Source organism: Streptomyces sp. NBC_00162 (assembly GCF_024611995.1).
Classification (GTDB): domain Bacteria; phylum Actinomycetota; class Actinomycetes; order Streptomycetales; family Streptomycetaceae; genus Streptomyces.
The window spans coordinates 486,049-503,121 of record NZ_CP102509.1; the positions used below are offsets into that span (position 1 = coordinate 486,049).

19 protein-coding genes and 2 pseudogenes are annotated in these 17,073 nt (G+C 69.1%); 12 read left to right on the forward strand and 9 right to left on the reverse strand.

Going from position 1 to position 17,073, the window contains the following annotated elements:
- The first annotated feature begins 783 nt into the window (after positions 1-783).
- Complete coding sequence (locus JIW86_RS02665; RefSeq protein WP_257552314.1) at positions 784-2,025, forward strand: MFS transporter; 1,242 nt, start codon at positions 784-786, stop codon at positions 2,023-2,025.
- Between the two features lie 558 nt (positions 2,026-2,583).
- Here the strand turns inward: JIW86_RS02665 and JIW86_RS02670 are convergent.
- On the reverse strand, positions 2,584-3,147 hold the full coding sequence (locus JIW86_RS02670) for a GNAT family N-acetyltransferase (protein ID WP_257552315.1): 564 nt from the start codon (positions 3,145-3,147) through the stop codon (positions 2,584-2,586).
- A 236-nt stretch (positions 3,148-3,383) separates the two neighbouring features.
- On the opposite strand from JIW86_RS02670, the gene JIW86_RS02675 reads away from it, so the two are divergent.
- Both JIW86_RS02675 and JIW86_RS02680 read left to right on the forward strand, forming a co-directional pair.
- Positions 3,384-3,797: a helix-turn-helix domain-containing protein gene (locus JIW86_RS02675; RefSeq protein ID WP_257559198.1), complete on the forward strand. Its 414-nt coding sequence runs from the start codon at positions 3,384-3,386 to the stop codon at positions 3,795-3,797.
- On the forward strand, positions 3,730-4,164 hold the full coding sequence (locus JIW86_RS02680; protein ID WP_257559633.1) for a hypothetical protein: 435 nt from the start codon (positions 3,730-3,732) through the stop codon (positions 4,162-4,164). The genes JIW86_RS02675 and JIW86_RS02680 overlap by 68 nt, the downstream gene beginning before the upstream one ends.
- A gap of 176 nt (positions 4,165-4,340) precedes the next feature.
- On the opposite strand, the gene JIW86_RS02685 is transcribed toward JIW86_RS02680, so the two are convergent.
- Complete coding sequence (locus JIW86_RS02685; RefSeq protein WP_257552316.1) at positions 4,341-4,760, reverse strand: ester cyclase; 420 nt, start codon at positions 4,758-4,760, stop codon at positions 4,341-4,343.
- Between the two features lie 103 nt (positions 4,761-4,863).
- On the opposite strand from JIW86_RS02685, the gene JIW86_RS02690 reads away from it, so the two are divergent.
- Genes JIW86_RS02690 through JIW86_RS02700 form a run of 3 tightly spaced genes read left to right on the forward strand, consistent with a single transcriptional unit; the run spans position 4,864 to position 6,685 of the window.
- Entirely contained in the window at positions 4,864-5,463 is a 600-nt protein-coding gene (locus JIW86_RS02690) for a PadR family transcriptional regulator (protein ID WP_257552317.1), read from the forward strand.
- Positions 5,460-6,440: an NADPH:quinone reductase gene (locus tag JIW86_RS02695; RefSeq protein WP_257552318.1), complete on the forward strand. Its 981-nt coding sequence runs from the start codon at positions 5,460-5,462 to the stop codon at positions 6,438-6,440. The genes JIW86_RS02690 and JIW86_RS02695 overlap by 4 nt, the downstream gene beginning before the upstream one ends.
- Complete coding sequence (locus tag JIW86_RS02700; protein ID WP_257552319.1) at positions 6,437-6,685, forward strand: IMP cyclohydrolase; 249 nt, start codon at positions 6,437-6,439, stop codon at positions 6,683-6,685. Before JIW86_RS02695 ends, JIW86_RS02700 begins: the two co-directional genes overlap by 4 nt.
- Positions 6,686-6,928: 243 nt before the next feature.
- On the opposite strand, the gene JIW86_RS02705 is transcribed toward JIW86_RS02700, so the two are convergent.
- The 4 genes from JIW86_RS02705 to JIW86_RS02720 all read right to left on the reverse strand — a co-directional run bounded on the left by JIW86_RS02705 (position 6,929) and on the right by JIW86_RS02720 (position 9,375).
- The gene (locus JIW86_RS02705) at positions 6,929-7,513 is read right to left on the reverse strand and encodes a DUF6262 family protein (RefSeq protein WP_257552320.1); all 585 of its coding nucleotides are present in this window, start codon (positions 7,511-7,513) and stop codon (positions 6,929-6,931) included.
- A 430-nt stretch (positions 7,514-7,943) separates the two neighbouring features.
- Entirely contained in the window at positions 7,944-8,387 is a 444-nt protein-coding gene (locus tag JIW86_RS02710) for a DUF2267 domain-containing protein (protein ID WP_257552321.1), read from the reverse strand.
- A 59-nt stretch (positions 8,388-8,446) separates the two neighbouring features.
- Complete coding sequence (locus tag JIW86_RS02715) at positions 8,447-8,842, reverse strand: DUF2267 domain-containing protein (protein WP_257552322.1); 396 nt, start codon at positions 8,840-8,842, stop codon at positions 8,447-8,449.
- Between the two features lie 98 nt (positions 8,843-8,940).
- On the reverse strand, positions 8,941-9,375 hold the full coding sequence (locus JIW86_RS02720) for an Hsp20/alpha crystallin family protein (protein WP_257552323.1): 435 nt from the start codon (positions 9,373-9,375) through the stop codon (positions 8,941-8,943).
- Between the two features lie 129 nt (positions 9,376-9,504).
- Between JIW86_RS02720 and JIW86_RS02725 the strand changes: the two genes are divergently transcribed.
- The 3 genes and pseudogenes from JIW86_RS02725 to JIW86_RS02735 all read left to right on the forward strand — a co-directional run.
- On the forward strand, positions 9,505-10,170 hold the full coding sequence (locus tag JIW86_RS02725) for an HSP18 transcriptional regulator (RefSeq protein WP_257552324.1): 666 nt from the start codon (positions 9,505-9,507) through the stop codon (positions 10,168-10,170).
- Between the two features lie 63 nt (positions 10,171-10,233).
- Entirely contained in the window at positions 10,234-10,626 is a 393-nt protein-coding gene (locus JIW86_RS02730) for an STAS domain-containing protein (protein ID WP_257552325.1), read from the forward strand.
- 318 nt (positions 10,627-10,944) lie between these two features.
- Positions 10,945-11,431 (forward strand): annotated as a pseudogene (locus JIW86_RS02735) (transposase); the annotation flags it as partial.
- Between the two features lie 236 nt (positions 11,432-11,667).
- On the opposite strand, the gene JIW86_RS02740 reads toward JIW86_RS02735, so the two are convergent.
- Positions 11,668-12,807 carry a PucR family transcriptional regulator gene (locus JIW86_RS02740; protein ID WP_257552326.1) on the reverse strand — a complete coding sequence of 380 codons (1,140 nt, stop codon included), beginning with the start codon at positions 12,805-12,807 and terminating at the stop codon, positions 11,668-11,670.
- 87 nt (positions 12,808-12,894) lie between these two features.
- Between JIW86_RS02740 and JIW86_RS02745 the strand changes: the two genes are divergently transcribed.
- Together JIW86_RS02745 and JIW86_RS02750 are read left to right on the forward strand one after the other, a co-directional pair.
- Positions 12,895-13,950, forward strand: a complete 1,056-nt coding sequence (locus tag JIW86_RS02745) for a ferredoxin reductase (protein ID WP_257552327.1) — start codon at positions 12,895-12,897, stop codon at positions 13,948-13,950.
- Positions 13,951-13,957: 7 nt separating this feature from the next.
- On the forward strand, positions 13,958-15,076 hold the full coding sequence (locus JIW86_RS02750) for a fatty acid desaturase family protein (protein WP_257552328.1): 1,119 nt from the start codon (positions 13,958-13,960) through the stop codon (positions 15,074-15,076).
- Positions 15,077-15,770: 694 nt separating this feature from the next.
- On the opposite strand, the gene JIW86_RS02755 is transcribed toward JIW86_RS02750, so the two are convergent.
- Positions 15,771-16,037 carry a hypothetical protein gene (locus tag JIW86_RS02755; RefSeq protein WP_257552329.1) on the reverse strand — a complete coding sequence of 89 codons (267 nt, stop codon included), beginning with the start codon at positions 16,035-16,037 and terminating at the stop codon, positions 15,771-15,773.
- A gap of 224 nt (positions 16,038-16,261) precedes the next feature.
- Between JIW86_RS02755 and JIW86_RS02760 the strand changes: the two are divergent.
- A pseudogene (locus JIW86_RS02760) lies at positions 16,262-16,519 on the forward strand (hypothetical protein); the annotation flags it as partial.
- A gap of 40 nt (positions 16,520-16,559) precedes the next feature.
- Here JIW86_RS02760 and JIW86_RS02765 read toward each other — a convergent pair.
- On the reverse strand, positions 16,560-17,024 hold the full coding sequence (locus tag JIW86_RS02765) for a hypothetical protein (RefSeq protein ID WP_257552330.1): 465 nt from the start codon (positions 17,022-17,024) through the stop codon (positions 16,560-16,562).
- Positions 17,025-17,073: the final 49 nt, after the last annotated feature.

Consider the following 17,073-nt stretch of genomic DNA (forward strand, 5'->3'; position numbering starts at 1 on the left):
CAGTCACCCTGGTCCGGGTCAGCCTTACGCAAGGCCAACTGGAGCGTTCTGACCGCTCTTCTGCGAAGGCCCAGACTGCCGTCCGCTCCGAGGGCTGTGCGCGCGGAGCCCTGCACTGTTCAGACGGCTGGACGGAGGCTACCTGCCCCGGACGCGGCCTGCCCTTCTGGCGTAGCCATCACGGAAGAGCGGTCAGAACCCAGAAAGTCCTCAACGAGCTCAACGGGTACAGGGACAAGCTCGCCTCCATGGAGCAGCGCTTCAGGGACTTGAGCGCCACCGCGAACGGGGGCGAGAGCAGCTCCTGGTGAGCATCGCGGACATGGAGAGGGAACGGACTGCTGTGCTGGCGGACCTGCTCGAAACGATCGAGTGGATCTTTGATCCCTCCAACGACCTCCATGAAGTCACCTCCTGAACCGCCGTTCGACAAGGTCACGGACTGGCCGTCAGGTGCGAGGGCCTGCCCCAAGGCTGCGCCGCACAGCCGCGGGCTCGGTCTCCGTACACGGGGCGGGCCGCTGAGCAATCTCCTCGGCCGCCCGCTCGGCGGCTGTGCGGCCACGGGCAGCGTGGACCGTCTTGTCGTCAAGGGGGCTGATCCGTGCCCGAGAGTTCTCTCGCACGTTTTCCCTGTTGTTTGCGATTGTCGGGGGAGGCACATTTCTGCAACTCATGCCGTATCGGGTGGTGTCTGTTTCCCGCAACAGGTAGGCAAAGTCGGGGGCACGCGACCTTGGTGCAGCTGCGGCGGGTTCTGCGACCGCTGCTAGCCTGCCGTCCATGATCAAGAGCGGACTGGCGGGCCGAATAGGCAGCATGGTCGGGGACACCAGGCCGGAGCGCGTACTGATCGCCGCCAGTTTCGTCAACCGGGTCGGCAACGGTCTGTTCAACGCGGCGTCGGCGCTCTATTTCACCTTGGTCGTGGGCCTGCCCGCGGTGCAGGTGGGCGCCGCACTCACCATCGCGGGGCTGATCGGCTTGTGCGCGGGGATACCCGGAGGGCATCTCGCCGACCGGCGCGGGGCGCGCACGATCATGATGGTGGCCCTCGCGGTCCAGGCGCTGTCGATGGCGGCCCTCGTCCTCGTCGAGAGCTGGGCCGCGTTCACGATCATCGCGACGGTCGACCAGATCGCCGCGGCGGCCGGTGGGGCGGCCTGGGGCGCACTGGTGGTCCGGGTCGGGAGTGAACGCCCCGCCCTGTTCCGGGCGAGGTTGCGCACCTTCGTCAACCTGGGCGTCATCCTCGGAACGGTGGGGGCCGGGGCGGCACTGGCCGCGGACACCCGTGGCGCCTACGTCACGCTGATCCTCGGCAACGCGGCGAGCTTCGCCCTGTGCGCGGCGCTCCTGCTCCTCCTGCCCCGCTATCCGGTGCTGCCGGCGCCACCGCAGCAGCGTCGTTGGATCGCCTTCTCGGACCGCCCGTTCCTGATGTTCACCGCCCTCTACGGAGCCATGGGACTGCAATACCCGGTGGTCTCCCTGCTCCTGCCGATCTGGATCTCCGAGCACACCGAAGCGCCGCGCTGGACGATCGCCGCGCTGTTCGCCGTCAATGCCGCCTTCTGCGTGCTGATGCAGACCAGGATCGGCTCCCGGATCGAAACCGCGCACGACGGCGGCAGGGCGTTTCGCATCGCGGGTCTGCTCTTCCTCGTGAGTTGCCCGTTGATGGCGCTGGCGGCGTACACCCCGGTGTGGGCGGCGGCGGGACTGGTCCTGGCAGCGATCTTCGTCCACAGCCTGGCTGAGGTCTGGGAGTCCTCGGCGGGCTTCGCCCTCGGCTTCGGCCTTGCCCCCGACCACGCCCAGGGCCAGTACCAAGGACTCCTCGGCCTCGGCTTCAACGCGGGCCAGGCCCTTGCCCCGGCCATCCTGACCACGGTGGTGCTCGGCCTCGGTACGACGGGCTGGCTGCTGCTGGCGTTGTTCTTCGCGGCGCTGGGCGCCGCCGCCCATCGCTTGCCCGCTGGGGCATGCGGACCCGGCCGCAGCAGGGCGTTGCCGCGGAAGTGACGGGATGACCAAGGAGTAGGTGTGTCAGGCCGCCTGGCCGTAGCCGTCCACGCCGGGGACATCGCCGCGCAGCGGACTGAAGGCGACGTCCAGGGGCGGGTCCCACCAAAGACCCTTGGCCGAATGGGTGACGAGCGACACCGGCCGGACACCAAGATCAAGTACTTGCGGAATTGGGCTTTACCTCGGGGCTCCCTGAAGGTTCCGCCGTGTCGATCGCACAGGGGTCTGTCAATCGAACGGCTCTGTCTCACATTCGGTGGTGACGGAGGGTGGCTAAGTGGTCAACGCTTGAACTTCTTCGGGGGTTGACCACAGAACAGGATTTATGGCGAGACCGTCCGGGTGTCTTCGTTGCAGAGCCGAGGCTGCTGCCACGGCCGCCGTCGTCAGCGCCGCCGCTACTGCTGCCGGCCCAGTCGCTGATCGCCCAGTAAGGGGTGGCGTTGACGGTAACCACCAGTCCGTGGCGGGCCTCGGGTTCAACCTGGTACGATTCCTACGGTCCACCTACCGGTTCCGGTGGGCGTGGATGCAGAACGGTCGTTCGCACCGTGGCTACTGCTGCTCCCACTGCTCCTTGGTGATCTCGTACCGTACGCCTCCATGCTCGGAGCCCTCGACCATCTCCATGTCGGAGGGAGTAGGGATGGTGTCCGCGAGCGTCATTTCGAGCTTCTCCATGATGTTGCGCGAACCGTGGTTCACGGACATCGTCGCAGCCCAGACCATGCGCACACCGAGCTCTGTGAACGCCTTGCCCAGCAAGGCCCGCGAGCCCTCGGTGGCATAACCCTTGCTCCAAGCCGCCTGCCGCAGCCGGTAGCCGAGTTCGGCTTCGTCCCGCGGGCCCTCCGGCTCGGGACGCAGGTGGAACCAGCCGATGAACGTGCCGCCGTCCTTCTCGTGCGCGGCGAATAGTCCGAGGTCGCCGCCCCACTTCTCGTAACCAGCGAGGATTTTCGGCAGGTCGCGCTCGCGGACGAGCTCCGGCGCGGTCGGATCGCCGCCGGTCAGGTAGCGCATCACCGCCGGGTCGCTGTCCAGCTCGATCAGCAGGTCCGCGTCATCGGCAGTGAAGCGGCGCAGGGCCAGGCGCTCGGTTTCCAGGTAGGTGTCCACGAGTCGATCATGCCTGCAGCAAGTTGGTCAGCCCAACGATTTTCCTCGGCAACTCGGGGGCGTTGCCATGACGTCGCAGGATAAAGAGATGGGTGCGGCCTGGCGCCGGCCCGTGCCCCGTTGCCCCGTTGCCCCGTTGCCCCGTTGCCCCTGAAGGATCGGTCACTTTCTCCGTACCCCTCGCCTCCGCCGTGCCCGTCGTGGTGACCGCCTCCGAGCGCCACCGGCTGAAGAAGATGGCTTACGGCCACAAGACCCCGCATCAGGCCCGGCAGCGGGCAACCATCGTGTTATTGGCGGCCCGAGGGCGTCCCAACGCCCGGATAGCCGTGCAGACGCGGCTGCACGTGGACACGGTGCGCACCTGGCGGGGCCGCTTCGCCGCTGGAGGCATGCCGGCCCTGGCCGACCGCAAGCGTTCCGGTCGGCCGGTCGTTCACCGCGCTGCAGGTTGCCGAGGTCAAGGCGCTGGCCTGTCAGTTACCCGCCGGGACCCGCGCGCCGCTGTCGCGCTGGTCGTGTCCGGAGCTGGCCCGGGAGGTGGTCGCCCGGTCCATCGCGGGGTCGATCTCCAATTCCACCGTGCGGCGCTGGCTCAAACAGGACGCGCTCGAGCCCTGGCAGTACCAGTCCTGGATCTCCGTGCGTGACCCCGCCTTCCGGCCCAAAGCCGCACGCGTGCTGGATCTGTACGCCCGCACCTTCGGTGGCGTCCCGCTGGGCGAGGACGAGTACGTGATCTCCGCGGACGAGAAGACTTCCATCCAGGCGCATTGCCGCTGCCACCCGACGCTGGCACCCGGGCAGGCCCGGGCAATGCGCGTTAACCACGAATACGACCGCGGCGGCGCGCTTGCCTACCTGGCCGCCTACGACGTCCATCGCGCCCGTGTCTTTGGCCGCTGCGAACCCAGAACGGGCATCAGGCCCTTTATGAACCTGGTCACCCAGGTCATGACCACCGAGCCCTACGCCAGTGCCAAAAGCGTCTTCTGGATCGTCGACACACGGTGCTGATGCTCGTGGCCATCGCCGGCCTCGCGGCCGCCGAGTCGCGACCGGACGCGAAGAGCTGACCGGTCACGCGGAGACATGAAGGTGCGTGTGGTGCGCCAGGGCATGGTCCTGGCGCACCACACTCGCACCGCCGGAAGCCGTAGACGTCTGGCTGGGTCACCGACGAACCTGCGCTCTCAAGGCGCAGGCACGGCACCGATCTGCTGCATCACCCCGAGGAGGTCGGGCTGACCCCGCTCCTTGATGATCTTTCCGTCGGCCAGGTAGTAGAAGTTCATAGCCTGGACCGAGATCGTCTTTCCACTGGCCGGGATTCCGAAGAACTCGCCCCGATGCGTGCCGCGCATGGTGAACCGGGCGGCCACCGTGTCGCCCTCGGTGACGGTCTCTTCCAGAGTCCACCGGACATCCGGGAACCCCGCGCGCATCATCGCGATCAGCTCCAGGTAGCCCTCAGGGCCCCGCAGCGGTTCCGGGTGGCTCGGCGCATGAAACTCGGCATCCGGGGCGATGACCTCACGGGCAAGGCCCTCGTCAGCTGTGTTGATGAACTCGACGAAGCGACTCATCACGGATTCGGTGGATTGCGGCGACATGTCCGTCCGTCTCTCTCTTCTTTGCCCTCGCAGCGAGCGAGCGGAAGAAACCACGGTACATCGATTCGATGTGCACATCGAATCGATGTGAGAGGATAGGGCCATGCTTGACCTAGCGATACTGGGCTTCCTGGCCGAGCGGCCCTTGCCCGGACATGAACTGCGCCGCCGGCTCTCGGAGCTGACGGGCTACACCCGGCCGGTGAGCGACGGCAGTCTGTACCCGGCGATCAAGCGTCTCGCCGCGGCGGGCCTGCTGGAACGGCGCGCGGACCCGGCTGGGGGTACGGCCCGCTACATACTGAGCGTGACCGCCGCCGGGCGCACCGACTTGCTGAAGCGGTTGCGCAGGCCCGCCGACCACGAGATCAGCGACTTCACGCGGTTCTTCACCGTGCTGGCGTTCCTGTCCCTCCTGCCGGACGTCGCCGAACAGCACGCGGTGCTGCGGCGGCGACTGGAGTTTCTGGAGGAGCCGGCGAGCTTCTTCTACGACGGCGACCGGCCGCTGCGTGCCGAGGACATGGCCGACCCCTACCGGCGCGGCATGCTGCTGACCGCCCGCGCCATCAGCAGCGCCGAACGCGCCTGGTTGCACGAGGTTCTGGACGGTGACGAGCCAGTCACCGCGCTCGCCGAGACGGACCCCCTCTACGCTCGGACAACCTGTGAGCTGACCAGCCCCGGAGGTAGCCGCCCATGATTGCGTCCTGGTACGACCGACAGGGCCCCGCCGCCGACGTGCTGCGCGTCGGCGAGCTGCCCGACCCCACCCCCGGCCCGGGCGAGGTCCGCGTCCGCGTCACCGTCTCCGGTGTCAATCCCGGCGACACCAAGAAGCGGCGCGGCTGGCTCGGCTCGTCGATGCCCTACCCACGGGTGATCCCGCACAGCGACGCCGCCGGGATCGTCGACGCCGTGGGCGAGGGGGTCGACGAGCGCCGTGTCGGACAGCGGGTGTGGACGTACGGCGCCCAGTCCTACCGGCCCTTCGGCACGGCCGCCCAGTACACCGTCGTACCCGCCGATCTGGCTGTCCCGCTGCCCGACCACCTCGGCGACGAACTCGGCGCAGCCCTGGGCATCCCCGGCATCACCGCCCACCGCGCCGTGTTCGCCGACGGCCCGGTCGACGGCAAGCTCGTGCTGGTGCACGGCGTCCTGGGCGGGGTCGGCTCCCTGGCCGCGCAGCTCGCCTGCTGGGGCGGGGCCAGGGTGATCGCCACCGTCCGGCGCGGCGCCGATCTCGCACAGGTCGACCCGGCTGTCGTGTCCCACGCCGTAGCCCTGGACCAGGAGGACCCGGCGGCGGCGATCCGCGCGTACGCGCCCGGGGGCGTGCACCGGATCGTCGAGGTGTCCCTGTCCGCCAACGCCGACCTGGACAACGCCGTCGTCGCGAACGGCGCGGTCATCGCCGCCTACGCGACGAGCGCGGACCGGACCGAGATCCCCTTCTGGCCCCTGCTGTTCAACAACGTCATCCTGCGCCTGATCGGCAGCGACGACTTCCCCGAAGAGGCGAAACGCCAGGCAGCACGCGATCTCACCGCCGCGGCCGCCGCGGGCGCCCTGACCGTCGAGGTCGGCGACCGCTACGAGCTGGCAGACATCGCCAAGGCCCACGACCGCGTCGACGCCGGCAGCCGCGGCCGCATCCTGGTCGTCCTCCCGCAGTGACCCCACCCCGCACCACGGCCTGCGGCTGGCTGGTCTTCGGCAACGGAGAGCACGTTGCCGTGGTGTCCGACCGGCTGCAGGAGGGGCGAACACCGACCGAGGCGATGGCCGGCCTGGAGTACGAACCCGACCCGCGGATGTTCACGCCCCGTATCACAGCGGCGGCGGATCTGCGCTCGGGACAGGACGCCTGGTCGGTGCCGCCCGTTGAAGCGCCGCTGGCAGGTCGTCGGCAAACGTGCTGAGGCTCGCCGTCCGCGGTCTGGGTCCCGGAGATGCCGTGTTGATGACGACGTACCGATCTGACGGGCATCAGGTCGCGAGCCGTTTCTCGAAGCCCGTACCGAGGCAATCGGTCAGGGGAGCTTCTGGAGAAGCAGTGGGCCGCGCTGGCCCCGGAGTTCCGCGTGGCGGTGGCAGTCTTCGAGCCCGGACAGCTGGCCGATGCCGCCATCCGCCAGGAGGCGGCGGCTGCGCGGGTGTGATGATCACCCGCCTGCTGGGTCCGCGATTTGGGCTTCGAGGTCGGCGACGCGTCGGTCCTGGAAGCGGAGGTTGGAGCGGGCCGCCTTGAGGCGTTCGTCGAAGGACCGGTTGTCGGTGGTGAGTTGGCGGACGCGCTGCTTGAGAGCGGTGTTCTCGGTGGTGATCCGCTGGATGGCTTCCTGGGACCATTCGGCTTCCAAGTCGCGTACCTGGCCGAGGAGTTCACCGATGCTGGTGCGTTGGGAGAGGATCTCGGCTTGGGCGGCCTTGAGGGCGTCCTCGGCGTTCAGGGCCCGTTCGCGCCAGGTCGCCTCGCGTGCCTCGTCCTGGTCGGCGACCATCTGGGTCCGGCGTTCGCCGGCCTCGGCCATCGCAGCGGCAACCGTGGCCCGCGCCTCGGGGTGGTCGTCGAGGAAGGTGCGGGAGACGTTGGCGCGGCGGGCGACGGCCGCGACGCTGACCTGGGTTTTCTCGCGGCGGAGCCGGGTGACGGCGTCGCGGACCCGTCCGAGGGCGGCTTCGGTGCTGCGGTGGCGGGCCGCCAGAGCGGCGGCCGTGCGGGGTTCCGGGACAGTGGTCACGCGCATGCCTCCTCATCGGCGTTCTCGTCGCACTCGCCCTGTTCGTCGCCGACGGCCTCGGCGAGGTCAGCGGCACGGAAGGCGATGGACCACACGCGGTGGAAGTAGTCCTGGGGTTTGCGCAGCTCCAGGGCGAGGGCGTCGTCGCCACTGCTCGCGCTTGCGCCGCCAGTAGATGAGGTCGGCGCCGGACAGGACGAACTTGTCGCAGTTGCGGCAGTCGACTCTGGCCGTCATAGATTTTCGCGTGTTCGACGGTGAGGTAATCGACCTCGAACGCGGCCTGTCTATGCTCTCGGGGGCAGCTGACGGGCGGCACCGCATCCCGTCGCACCGCCGCCTCGGCTCGACATTGCAGAGGGGTGCGGCAGCTGAAGTCCTGCAGGGCGGCCTCTGCAGGGTTCGAGGGCTCTGCCGCGACTGCTGCGAGGCGGGATCAGGCGGCGGGCTGGGGTCTGCGCAGTTCGGCCTGGCCGAAGAGGAGGGCGTAGCCGTCCGGGAGCTGGCGAAGGATGCGGGCGAGGAGGTCGGGTCCGGCGAGGCGTGTGACGACGGCGAGTACGGCGCCGGTGTCCCACCGCGCGGTTGCCGGTGTGCCGCCGGCGCGGGCGGCCATGTCCTTGACGAAACCCCAGCCGGTGAGTTGCTCCTTGTCGGGGATCTGGGCGGTCAGGGTGAGGGCTGCCTCGACGGGCAGGCGCTGTGCGAGGTCGACGCGTTCGTCCCCGGTGACCTGGCGGCCAAGGGCGGCGAGGACGGTGTGGACGGATTCTGCGGCGCGTTCGCGGGTGGGGTAGGCGCCCTCGTAGCGCACGCGTTCCAGCATCTGGTCGAACGTCATGGCCGCAAGGGACGGGTTCGCTCGAGGCTGGTCGTACATGGTGCTGCGGTTGCCTTTCTCTTCGAGGGGTTCGGGTTACGGACGGTGGCGGCGGGTGCTCAGGTGGGCTGGGGGTGGCCGAAGAGGAGGTCGTAGCCGGGTGGGAGCTGGAGCAGGACCTCGCGGGTGAGGACGTCGCCCGCGGCGGCGGCCGCGGTGGACAGGACGGCGCCGATGTCCCACAGGGCTGTCTTCTCGGTGGCGCCTTCGATCCAGGCGGCGGTCGCGCGGACGAAGCGCTCGGGGGAGAGCGGTTCTGCGGCCTGCAGGGGGTTGAGGAGGATCAGGGCGTACGTCTCGGGGAGCCGGGCTGCGAGCTCGGCCCGCACGGTGCCGACCAGGTGCGCGCCCAGCAGGGCCAGGACGACGCGGGCCGCCCGTTCGGCCTCCTCCCGAGTCTGATATTCGCCGCGTTCCTGGACGTGGGCCAGGAATGCCTCCCGGTGCATCGACATCACGCCACCTCCGGGGAGGGATGAGGGGCCAGGGGCGCGGAGGACGGGGTGCCGGAGGGGGATCGGTTCCCCGTCCTCCGCCGCTGGTGCGGGAGTGTTCAGCCGGAGATCTGCTTGCGGCCGGACTCGCCGCCGATGGTGATCTTCCGCGGCTTGGCGCGCTCGGCGATCGGGATCCGCAGGGTCAGGACACCCGCGTCGTAGTCGGCTTCGATGTGCTCGGTGTCGAGGGTGTCGGCCAGCATGACCTGGCGGGAGAAGACACCCAGGGGCCGCTCGGAGAGCTCCATCTGTACGCCGTCGGACTTCTCTGCGGGTCGGCGCTCGGCCTTGACAGTCAGCATGTTCCGCTCGACGTCGATGTCGAGCGCCTCGGTGCTCACTCCGGGGAGGTCGAAGGCGATCACATAGACGTCACCCTCACGGTAGGCGTCCATCGGCATCACGGACGGCTTCGACCAGGTGCCCGATGTACCCGACAGCTGCTGGACGATCCGGTCCATCTCGCGGAACGGGTCGGTGCGCATCAACATCGCGAAACACCTCCAGTTGGTTCAGGCAGAAACTGCCAATGCGCTTCAACGTGCTCCCGTTGTAACATGTCATCGAAACGATGACAAGCAAGGAGTCATCTGGAGGATGACAGAGTCCCGGAGAACGCCATGAACGAGGCCCCCGAACCGACCGCAGCCGTCCCCTTCCCGGCCGCCGCGGCGGCACTGGAGACCATCGACCAGGCCCTCAGGGGCGCGCAGCAGTCCACGGAATCCGCCACGGCCGAGGCAGGGCCGGCGCCGGAGGCAGGCCCACACCCGGCTCTGGCCGCACTGCTGATGCTGCGCGAGGTCCGCGAGCAGCTCGCCGGCTGGGAGAGCGGCCTGATCGAGACCGCCCGCGACCGCGGCGCGAGCTGGGCCGACCTCGCAGGCCCGCTCGGGGTCGCCAGCCGTCAGGCAGCCGAACGCCGCTACCTGCGACTGCGCCCCGGCACCGCCGGGAGCACCGGCGAGCAGCGGGTCCAGGCCACCCGCGACACACGCGCAGCCGACCGAACCGTGACCGCCTGGGCCCGTGACAACGCGGCCGACCTGCGCCGGCTCGCCGGCCAGGTCACCGCCCTCACCGCTCTCCCCGCCAGTGCCGATTCCGCCGTCGACGATCTGAACCTGGCCCTTGCCGACAACGACGCCGCTCGCCTCGTGCGCCCGTTGGCCGACACCCGGCCTCATCTGCGGCCGGAGGATGCCGAGCTCGCCGAACGCATCGACGCCCTGACCCGACACACTGACCAGCTCCGCCAAGACACCCACGACCAGCGCAGCATGTGATCCGCACCCCGAACCCTCGACCGGCGTCGGGACCACGCCCGTCGACCCAAGGAGTGATCCACCATGGCCGAACGCCCTCTCCAGGAGGCCGGCGGCAACGACATCGCCGTGGACGTCTTGGACCACACGGTCGCGGTCCGGCCCGTCGGAGAGATCGACATCGAGACGGCACCCTCCCTCCGGCTCGCCCTCACCGAAGCTCTCGCCCACGCCTCATCGGCCAAGGCCGTGGTAGTCGACTGCAGCCGCCTCACCTTCTGCGACTCCTCGGCACTGAACGCACTCCTCACCGCGCGACGGGCAGCTCAGGAGACCGACACCGTCATCCGCCTGGCAGCCCCCAACCACCAGCTCCAGCGCCTCCTGGAGATGACCGGCGCCCTGCCCCTCTTCCCCGTGGACGCAGACCCGCCGACCGACGGCCGCATTCCGAGTGACTGCGTCAGTGACAACTGACTCCATTGGGCGCTCAGTTTTGACTCCACTCAGGGGCCTCAGAGACAAGATCTGAATGTGAGAAGTGACTCCACTTTGGACGCGTGAGAGACCGACTATTCGGCTGTTCCGGGCAGCGGCCGCTTCGGTGGGGCGATGCCCCGCAGCTCATCCCGGTCATGGAACGCATCCACGTCGGCCGGCCGGGCGTGTTGGTGGCGTCTTGCGTTCCGTTCTCGTGGGACGGCGGGGTCGAGGCGAGGAGTACGGACAGCAGCCAGGTCGGTCGTGTCCGGGAGATAGCGGGCGAGCGTGGGGTCGCAGCGGCGGAGGAAGGCGACCCGCTGGGCCATACACCATCCCGTCCACGACCTGTTCCCCGCGCTGCCCCGGCAGAAGTGGAAGCGCCGTTCCTGCGGGAACGGTGCCCACGGCCCGCGGGTCTACGACTGGGCCAGGGTCGAGGTCCCTCCCTGGCATCGCGAGGACCGGCGGCACTGGGTGATCGCCCGCCGAAGTGTCCGCCGGCCCGAGGAAATCTCCTACTACATCGCCTACTGCCCGGCCGAAACCACCCTCGACGAGCTCATCCGCATCGCGGGAAAGCCGGTGGGCGGTCGAGGAATGCTTCCAGACCGCAAAGCAGGAGTGCGGCCTGGACGACTACCAGGTCCGCCGCTACGACGGCTGGCACCGCCACATGACCCTGGCCATGGCCGCACACGCCTGCCTCACCGTCCTGCGGGCCCGCGAACTCGACACCGGGAAAGCAGAAACGGATCCTCCCAGCTCATACCCCTCACCCTCCCCGAACTCCGACGCCTGATCAGCCGGCTCACCTGACCCCGCCCAAGCATCGACCACATCCTGCACTGGTCACACTGGCGACGCAGACGACAACACCAAGCCCGCGTCAGCCACTACAAACGACGCGGCCACACACCACCCGAAGCCAACAAACCATCACAACAAAGACCGTTGCAGCACTAGCTGATGGCACCGAGAACGAGGCACGATTCCTGGACTGCTCGCGGACGCGGTCGTGGACGGTCGAAGTACGCGTCAGCTGACCCGAAGACCGACCGCCAGCGTCAGTTCAAGGACCCGGTGTGGTGATGCGAGATCCGGAAACAGCTCCCGCAGCTGCGACATCCGGTACCGGACCGTCTGGGGATGGACGAACAACGCCGCCGCCACCTCGTCCCGCCTGCCCTGGTGCAGCAGCCACGCCCGCAACGTCTCCTCCAGCCGCCGTGCCGTCGCGACAGGCAAGGTCCGCAACGGTGCGAGGGCTCGGGCACGCAGGTCTGCGAACGCATCCACGTCGGCGCTCAGCACCAGCTCGGGCAGGTGGTCCTCGGTGTCGCGAATATCGGAGGAGAGGGAGCGCGCGCGTACGGCTCGTGCGTACGAGGCGGACGCGCGAGTCCATGGCCGGGCCGGGCCGACCACGGCGGTGCGGTCGGTCAGCTGCCGCAAGAGATGTGATCGGTCGGCATCGGGGACGAGCAGCACACCGGTGGCGTCCGGCAGATCGTCGAGGACGAGGGTGCTCGGGTCGAGCGCGCGGTAGGCAGGCCGGGCCTGGGCGGCGGGCAGAAGGACCGCGGTCAGCGAAACCGGAGGCTGCCACCCGGCCCGTTGAACAGAGGCCAGTAGCACGTCCGGGCTCGCGTCGGCGAGGAGGTCGCGGGCCAGGTGTTCCAGGTGGCGCTCGTGGGCCCTGCCCCGGGCGGCCAGTTCGTCGGCGTGGCCCGCGGCGCTCGCGGCAGAGAGCTCGTCGATGTAGGCGAAGGTCAGCTCGGCGAACTTGGCGACCTCGGCGGCGGGCAGACCTACGGGTACGGCGCCCGCTGCCAGGCATCGCCAGGCCACGCGGGCACCGACGCGGTAGGCGCTGAGCAGTGCGTCCATCGAACGGCCGTCGCGCACCTCGCCGCGGCCCAGCTCGTAGGCTGCGTCACCGCCGTCGCCGCCTGTGGCGTTCCCGCTCGCGAGGTCCAGGTAGTGCCCCAGGGCGGTACGGACGGCTCGGCGGATGGTGGCACCCATGCGGCCCGAAAGGGCGTTGGCGTAGGAAGGGACCTCGTCGATGATCGCCTGGACGACCTCGTCGGCGGTGGTCTTCAGCGCGGCCCGAAGCGCGGTGACCGTCATCTCATCCAGGGCCAGTTCGCCGGCCCTCCGGATTGCATGGCTCACGATTTTATTCCCTGCGAACAATTCAGCCGATCAGATTTACGTCCTGTGGTCAGGACTTTACCCCTTGAGGCGCAGCAAGCTGGAGTCATGACGAGTACAGCCCTCCGCAGCAGGGCGTGGAAACTGCTGGAGATGGTCACGACGCCGCTGCTGCCGTCGGACTACCTCGACCTGGTCAGCCCGCTGCGTGCGGGCGCTGACCTGCGTGGGCGCATCGAGGCCGTGCACCCCGAGACGGGTGACGCCGCGACTGTCGTGATCAGGCCGGGACGGGGCTGGCGCGGCCACACAGCCGGTCAGTACGTGCGGATCGGGGTCGACGTCGACGGGGTGCGCCTGTGGCGTGCCTACTCCATCACCTCACCGACCAACCGCCGGGACGGCCGCGTCACGATCACCGTGAAGGCGATCCCGGACGGCAAAGTCAGCAACCACCTGGTCCGCAGGGCGAAACCGGGCACGCTGATCCAGCTCGACCAGGCGACCGGCGACTTCGTGCTGCCGCAGGCCAAGCCCGCCAAGGTGCTCTTCCTGACGGCCGGCAGCGGCATCACGCCCGTGATGGGCATGCTGCGCGACACCGAGTTCGACGACGTCGTCATGGTCCACTGCGCGCCACAGCCGCAAGACGTGATCTTCCGCAACGATCTGCACGACCTGGTCGCGGACAAGAGGCTGCGGCTCACCGAGGTGCACACCGACACGGACGGCACCCTCGACATCGCCCGTCTCGACGAACTCGTGCCCGACTGGGCCGAGCGCGAGACCTGGGCCTGCGGGCCCGCGGGCCTGCTCGACGCCGCCGAGAAGCACTGGAGCGAGCACGGCGTCCCAGAGCGCCTGCACACCGAACGCTTCCGCGCCGGCATCGTCGTCGCCGGCGACGGCGGCGAGGTCACGTTCAGCACCACCGGCAAGACCGTCGACGCGGACGGCGCCACGCCGTTGCTGGACGTCGGCGAGGAGGCCGGCGTGCTCATGCCCTCCGGGTGCCGGATGGGCATCTGCTTCGGCTGCGTCACGCCGCTCAAGGCGGGCGCCGTCCGCGACCTGCGCACCGGCGAGATCACCGAGGCCGAGCCGGGCGTCCTCATCCAGACCTGCGTGTCCGCCGCGGCGGGCCCCTGCGACATCGAACGGTAGGAGCACCTTGACCGCCATCGACCCCACCGCCCACCTGACCGCGGAGCAGATCGAGGAGCTGGGACGCGAGCTGGACGCGATCCGCGACGAGGTGATCGCCAGCCGCGGCGAGGAGGACGCCGCCTACATCCGCAAGGTCATCTCGGCGCAGCGCAAGCTCGAGCTGGTCAGCCGGGGCGTGCTGCTGTTCTCCTTCTTCCCGCCCGCGTGGCTGATCGGCACCGCCGGTCTGTCCGTGGCGAAGATCATGGACAACATGGAGATCGGCCACAACGTCCTGCACGGCCAATGGGACTGGATGCGGGACCCGAAGATCCACTCCACCACCTGGGACTGGGATCACGTCTCGCCAGCCGACCAGTGGAAGCACTCGCACAACGAGCTGCACCACACGTACACCAACGTGATCGGCAAGGACAACGACCTCGGCTACGGCATCATGCGCGTCGACGAGGACCAGAAGTGGCACCCGTTCCACCTCGGCCAGCCGCTGTGGAACTTCATCAACGCCTGCTTCTTCGAGTACGGCATCGCAGCGTACGACCTGGAGCTCGCCAAGAACCTGCACAAGCGCCGCCGCAAGAACCCGGAGTTCCGCGCGCGGGCCAAGGCCGTGGGCCGCAAGATCCGCAAGCAGGTGCTCAAGGACTACGTGATCCACCCGCTGCTGTCGGGCCCGTCGTTCCTCACCACGCTCGCCGCCACGTTCACCGCGAACCTGGTCCGCAACATCTGGTCCCACTCGGTGATCATGTGCGGGCACTTCCCCGAGGGCGTACAGGTCTTCGAGCGCCGGTCGATCAAGGACGAAACGCGCGGCCAGTGGTACCTGCGCCAGATGATGGGCTCGGCGAACATCAGCGGCAGCAGGGCCATGCACTTCATGACCGGCAACCTGTCGCACCAGATCGAGCACCACCTGTTCCCGGACCTGCCGAGCAACCGGTACGCCGAGGTCGCGGTGAAGGTGCGCGCGCTGTTCGAGAAGTACGAGCTGGAGTACGTCACCGGGCCGCTCCCCAAGCAGGTGTTCTCCGCGTGGCGCAAGGTCTTCCGGCTCTCACTGCCGAACAAGAAGCCCAAGGTCAAAACGCCGGACCGCGAGCAGGAGCTCGTCGCGGCCTGATTCCCGGTATTGGTTCAGATCTTTCGGCCGGACCGGCGGCACCGCCGGTACGGTCAGCCGCGGTGGAACAGGTCTGCGCCTGCCGACCGGTGCCTTCCTTTTGGCGCGGTTCCTTCGCCGCCGGGAACCTCCCGGCCTTCCTGGCGCCACTGCCGCTCGAGGGCGTCGTAGATCGGAGAGTCCGACACCCACCCGCCGCCCGCCCGCACGTCGGCGAAACTTCTCTGCGCTGGAACGTTCCTGTGGTCCATAAGCAGCCCAACGACCCCACGCCGGGCGCCGTGGCGGCCCGTATCCCGACCGTCACCAGGAGACCCGCAACGGGGTGACGGTATGCCTGTCTTGGGCGCCGGCGGTTCGGGGTCAGGATCCGAGGACGAGCAGCACGCGGGGTGCGTTGGGCAGGTCTTCAGGGACTGTGGCGGTGCCGGTCAGGGGCATCAGGTGCCCGTTGGCGCAGTCGCCGGGCTGCTGATGGTCGATCTCCCAGTCCCAGCCGGCCGGAATCGCGGGGGAACTGGTTGCGTAGAGAGGTTGGCGGCAGGAGCGACACCAGTAGAACGACCGCCCCCTCACCCCGGCGCCCCCTCCCGCGGACGCGCCACGACTGCCACTGCGGACGCTAGGACCCGGCCCGGCGAGCTGGAGCGGACCGGACGGCGAAAGCCCGGAACGAAAAAGCGGAATGCATCATTCACATCAGCTGAAACGATCCGGCCGCCTCCACGTCACCCCTCCACAAGAGAGCGGCCTGCTGGCCGAGCACCCTGGCGTAGCCGGCAGCGCGAAGCGAACTGCGGCCTCCAGGCGCAAACAGGAGCGCGGTGTTCGGGCGCAGGCCCGTCGTTGCGCGGAGTGTGGTGTGCAGGCGGGTGCGCAGGCGTATGAGGGCGTGGAAGTCCGCGAGGTGCGTGAACCGGATCAGCAGGCGGTCGATCAGGATGCCGTCGCCGGCTCCCACCGCCCACACGATCGCCTCGACCGTCTCCCGTACCGCGGGAGACAGTAGCGAAGGACCGGCTGCGTGCCCGCCGAAACCGGGGCGGGCCCCCGCGGACGGCACCGTCACCTCGTCACACACGGGCAAGGTCCCGACGAACCTGCACGCATGATTGCGACCACGAGTTGGCGCTCCTCAATCATGGCTCGATCCTGCGCTCCCCCGAGGTCAGGCAAACTCAGGAACGCACCGTCGGACTTGCCGACCAGCTCGGCATCCGAGCAGTGCTGACCAACGCGGTCCGCTACGCCGACCCCGCCCAGCACCGCCTTGCCGATGTGCTCGGTGCGGCCCGGCTGCTGCGCCCGATCGACCGGCGGATGCTGGACTGCGGCGAGCGCTGGCTGAAAGACCCCGGTGCCATGAAGGCGGCGGCAGAGCGGATCGCGGAGGCGGTCGGAGCCAGCCCGGGCCGCGCGACCGCACTGCTGGCCGAGACGATCGGATCCGTCTCGGCCACTCAAGGATCCTGCCAGCTGCCGGTCAGCGCAGCACGGAGGAGAAGCTGTCCAGCTGGACCCAGGTGACCTTGTTCGTGGCCTGGGGGCCGTAGACCATCACGCGACCTGCGGTATCGGCCTCGACGCGGGTGGAGTTGATGCCGAGGTTGTTGTTGCGGGGGCAGACGCCGCGGACCATCTTCGGCGGCTGGATCGCGGCCGGCAGATTGCCCAGCTGGGAGTCCGTGGCGAAGTCACAGCTGATGCGGCCGCGCAGCTGCAGGTACTCGGTGCCGGCGATGCTGACGACCCGGGCCTGCGGAGGCTCGCCGGCGGCGGCGGTGACTCCGGCGGCCAGTGCGATGTTGCTCCAGTCCACGACGGAGACGAATCCGCCCTGAGCCGTGGCGGCGGCGGAGTGCGCGAGGAGAGGAAGCCCGACGGCGGCAGCCGGGGCGGCTACCGCAGCGGCGAGGAGGGTACGGCGGCTCGGGGTGTGCGTGGTCATGGTGGATCCTCCGGATCGGGAAAGAACGGTGCGGTGCGTCGGGCGCTGC

What these genes read in the sequence shown, in the direction of transcription:
- JIW86_RS02665 (WP_257552314.1), top strand. Translation starts at nt 784, where the DNA reads ATGATCAAGAGCGGACTGGCGGGCCGAATAGGCAGCATGGTCGGGGAC.
- JIW86_RS02675 (WP_257559198.1), top strand. Translation starts at nt 3,384, where the DNA reads ATGGCTTACGGCCACAAGACCCCGCATCAGGCCCGGCAGCGGGCAACC.
- JIW86_RS02685 (WP_257552316.1), bottom strand. Translation starts at nt 4,760, where the DNA reads ATGTCGCCGCAATCCACCGAATCCGTGATGAGTCGCTTCGTCGAGTTC.
- JIW86_RS02690 (WP_257552317.1), top strand. Translation starts at nt 4,864, where the DNA reads ATGCTTGACCTAGCGATACTGGGCTTCCTGGCCGAGCGGCCCTTGCCC.
- JIW86_RS02695 (WP_257552318.1), top strand. Translation starts at nt 5,460, where the DNA reads ATGATTGCGTCCTGGTACGACCGACAGGGCCCCGCCGCCGACGTGCTG.
- JIW86_RS02705 (WP_257552320.1), bottom strand. Translation starts at nt 7,513, where the DNA reads ATGCGCGTGACCACTGTCCCGGAACCCCGCACGGCCGCCGCTCTGGCG.
- JIW86_RS02710 (WP_257552321.1), bottom strand. Translation starts at nt 8,387, where the DNA reads ATGTACGACCAGCCTCGAGCGAACCCGTCCCTTGCGGCCATGACGTTC.
- JIW86_RS02715 (WP_257552322.1), bottom strand. Translation starts at nt 8,842, where the DNA reads ATGTCGATGCACCGGGAGGCATTCCTGGCCCACGTCCAGGAACGCGGC.
- JIW86_RS02720 (WP_257552323.1), bottom strand. Translation starts at nt 9,375, where the DNA reads ATGTTGATGCGCACCGACCCGTTCCGCGAGATGGACCGGATCGTCCAG.
- JIW86_RS02725 (WP_257552324.1), top strand. Translation starts at nt 9,505, where the DNA reads ATGAACGAGGCCCCCGAACCGACCGCAGCCGTCCCCTTCCCGGCCGCC.
- JIW86_RS02730 (WP_257552325.1), top strand. Translation starts at nt 10,234, where the DNA reads ATGGCCGAACGCCCTCTCCAGGAGGCCGGCGGCAACGACATCGCCGTG.
- JIW86_RS02745 (WP_257552327.1), top strand. Translation starts at nt 12,895, where the DNA reads ATGACGAGTACAGCCCTCCGCAGCAGGGCGTGGAAACTGCTGGAGATG.
- JIW86_RS02765 (WP_257552330.1), bottom strand. Translation starts at nt 17,024, where the DNA reads ATGACCACGCACACCCCGAGCCGCCGTACCCTCCTCGCCGCTGCGGTA.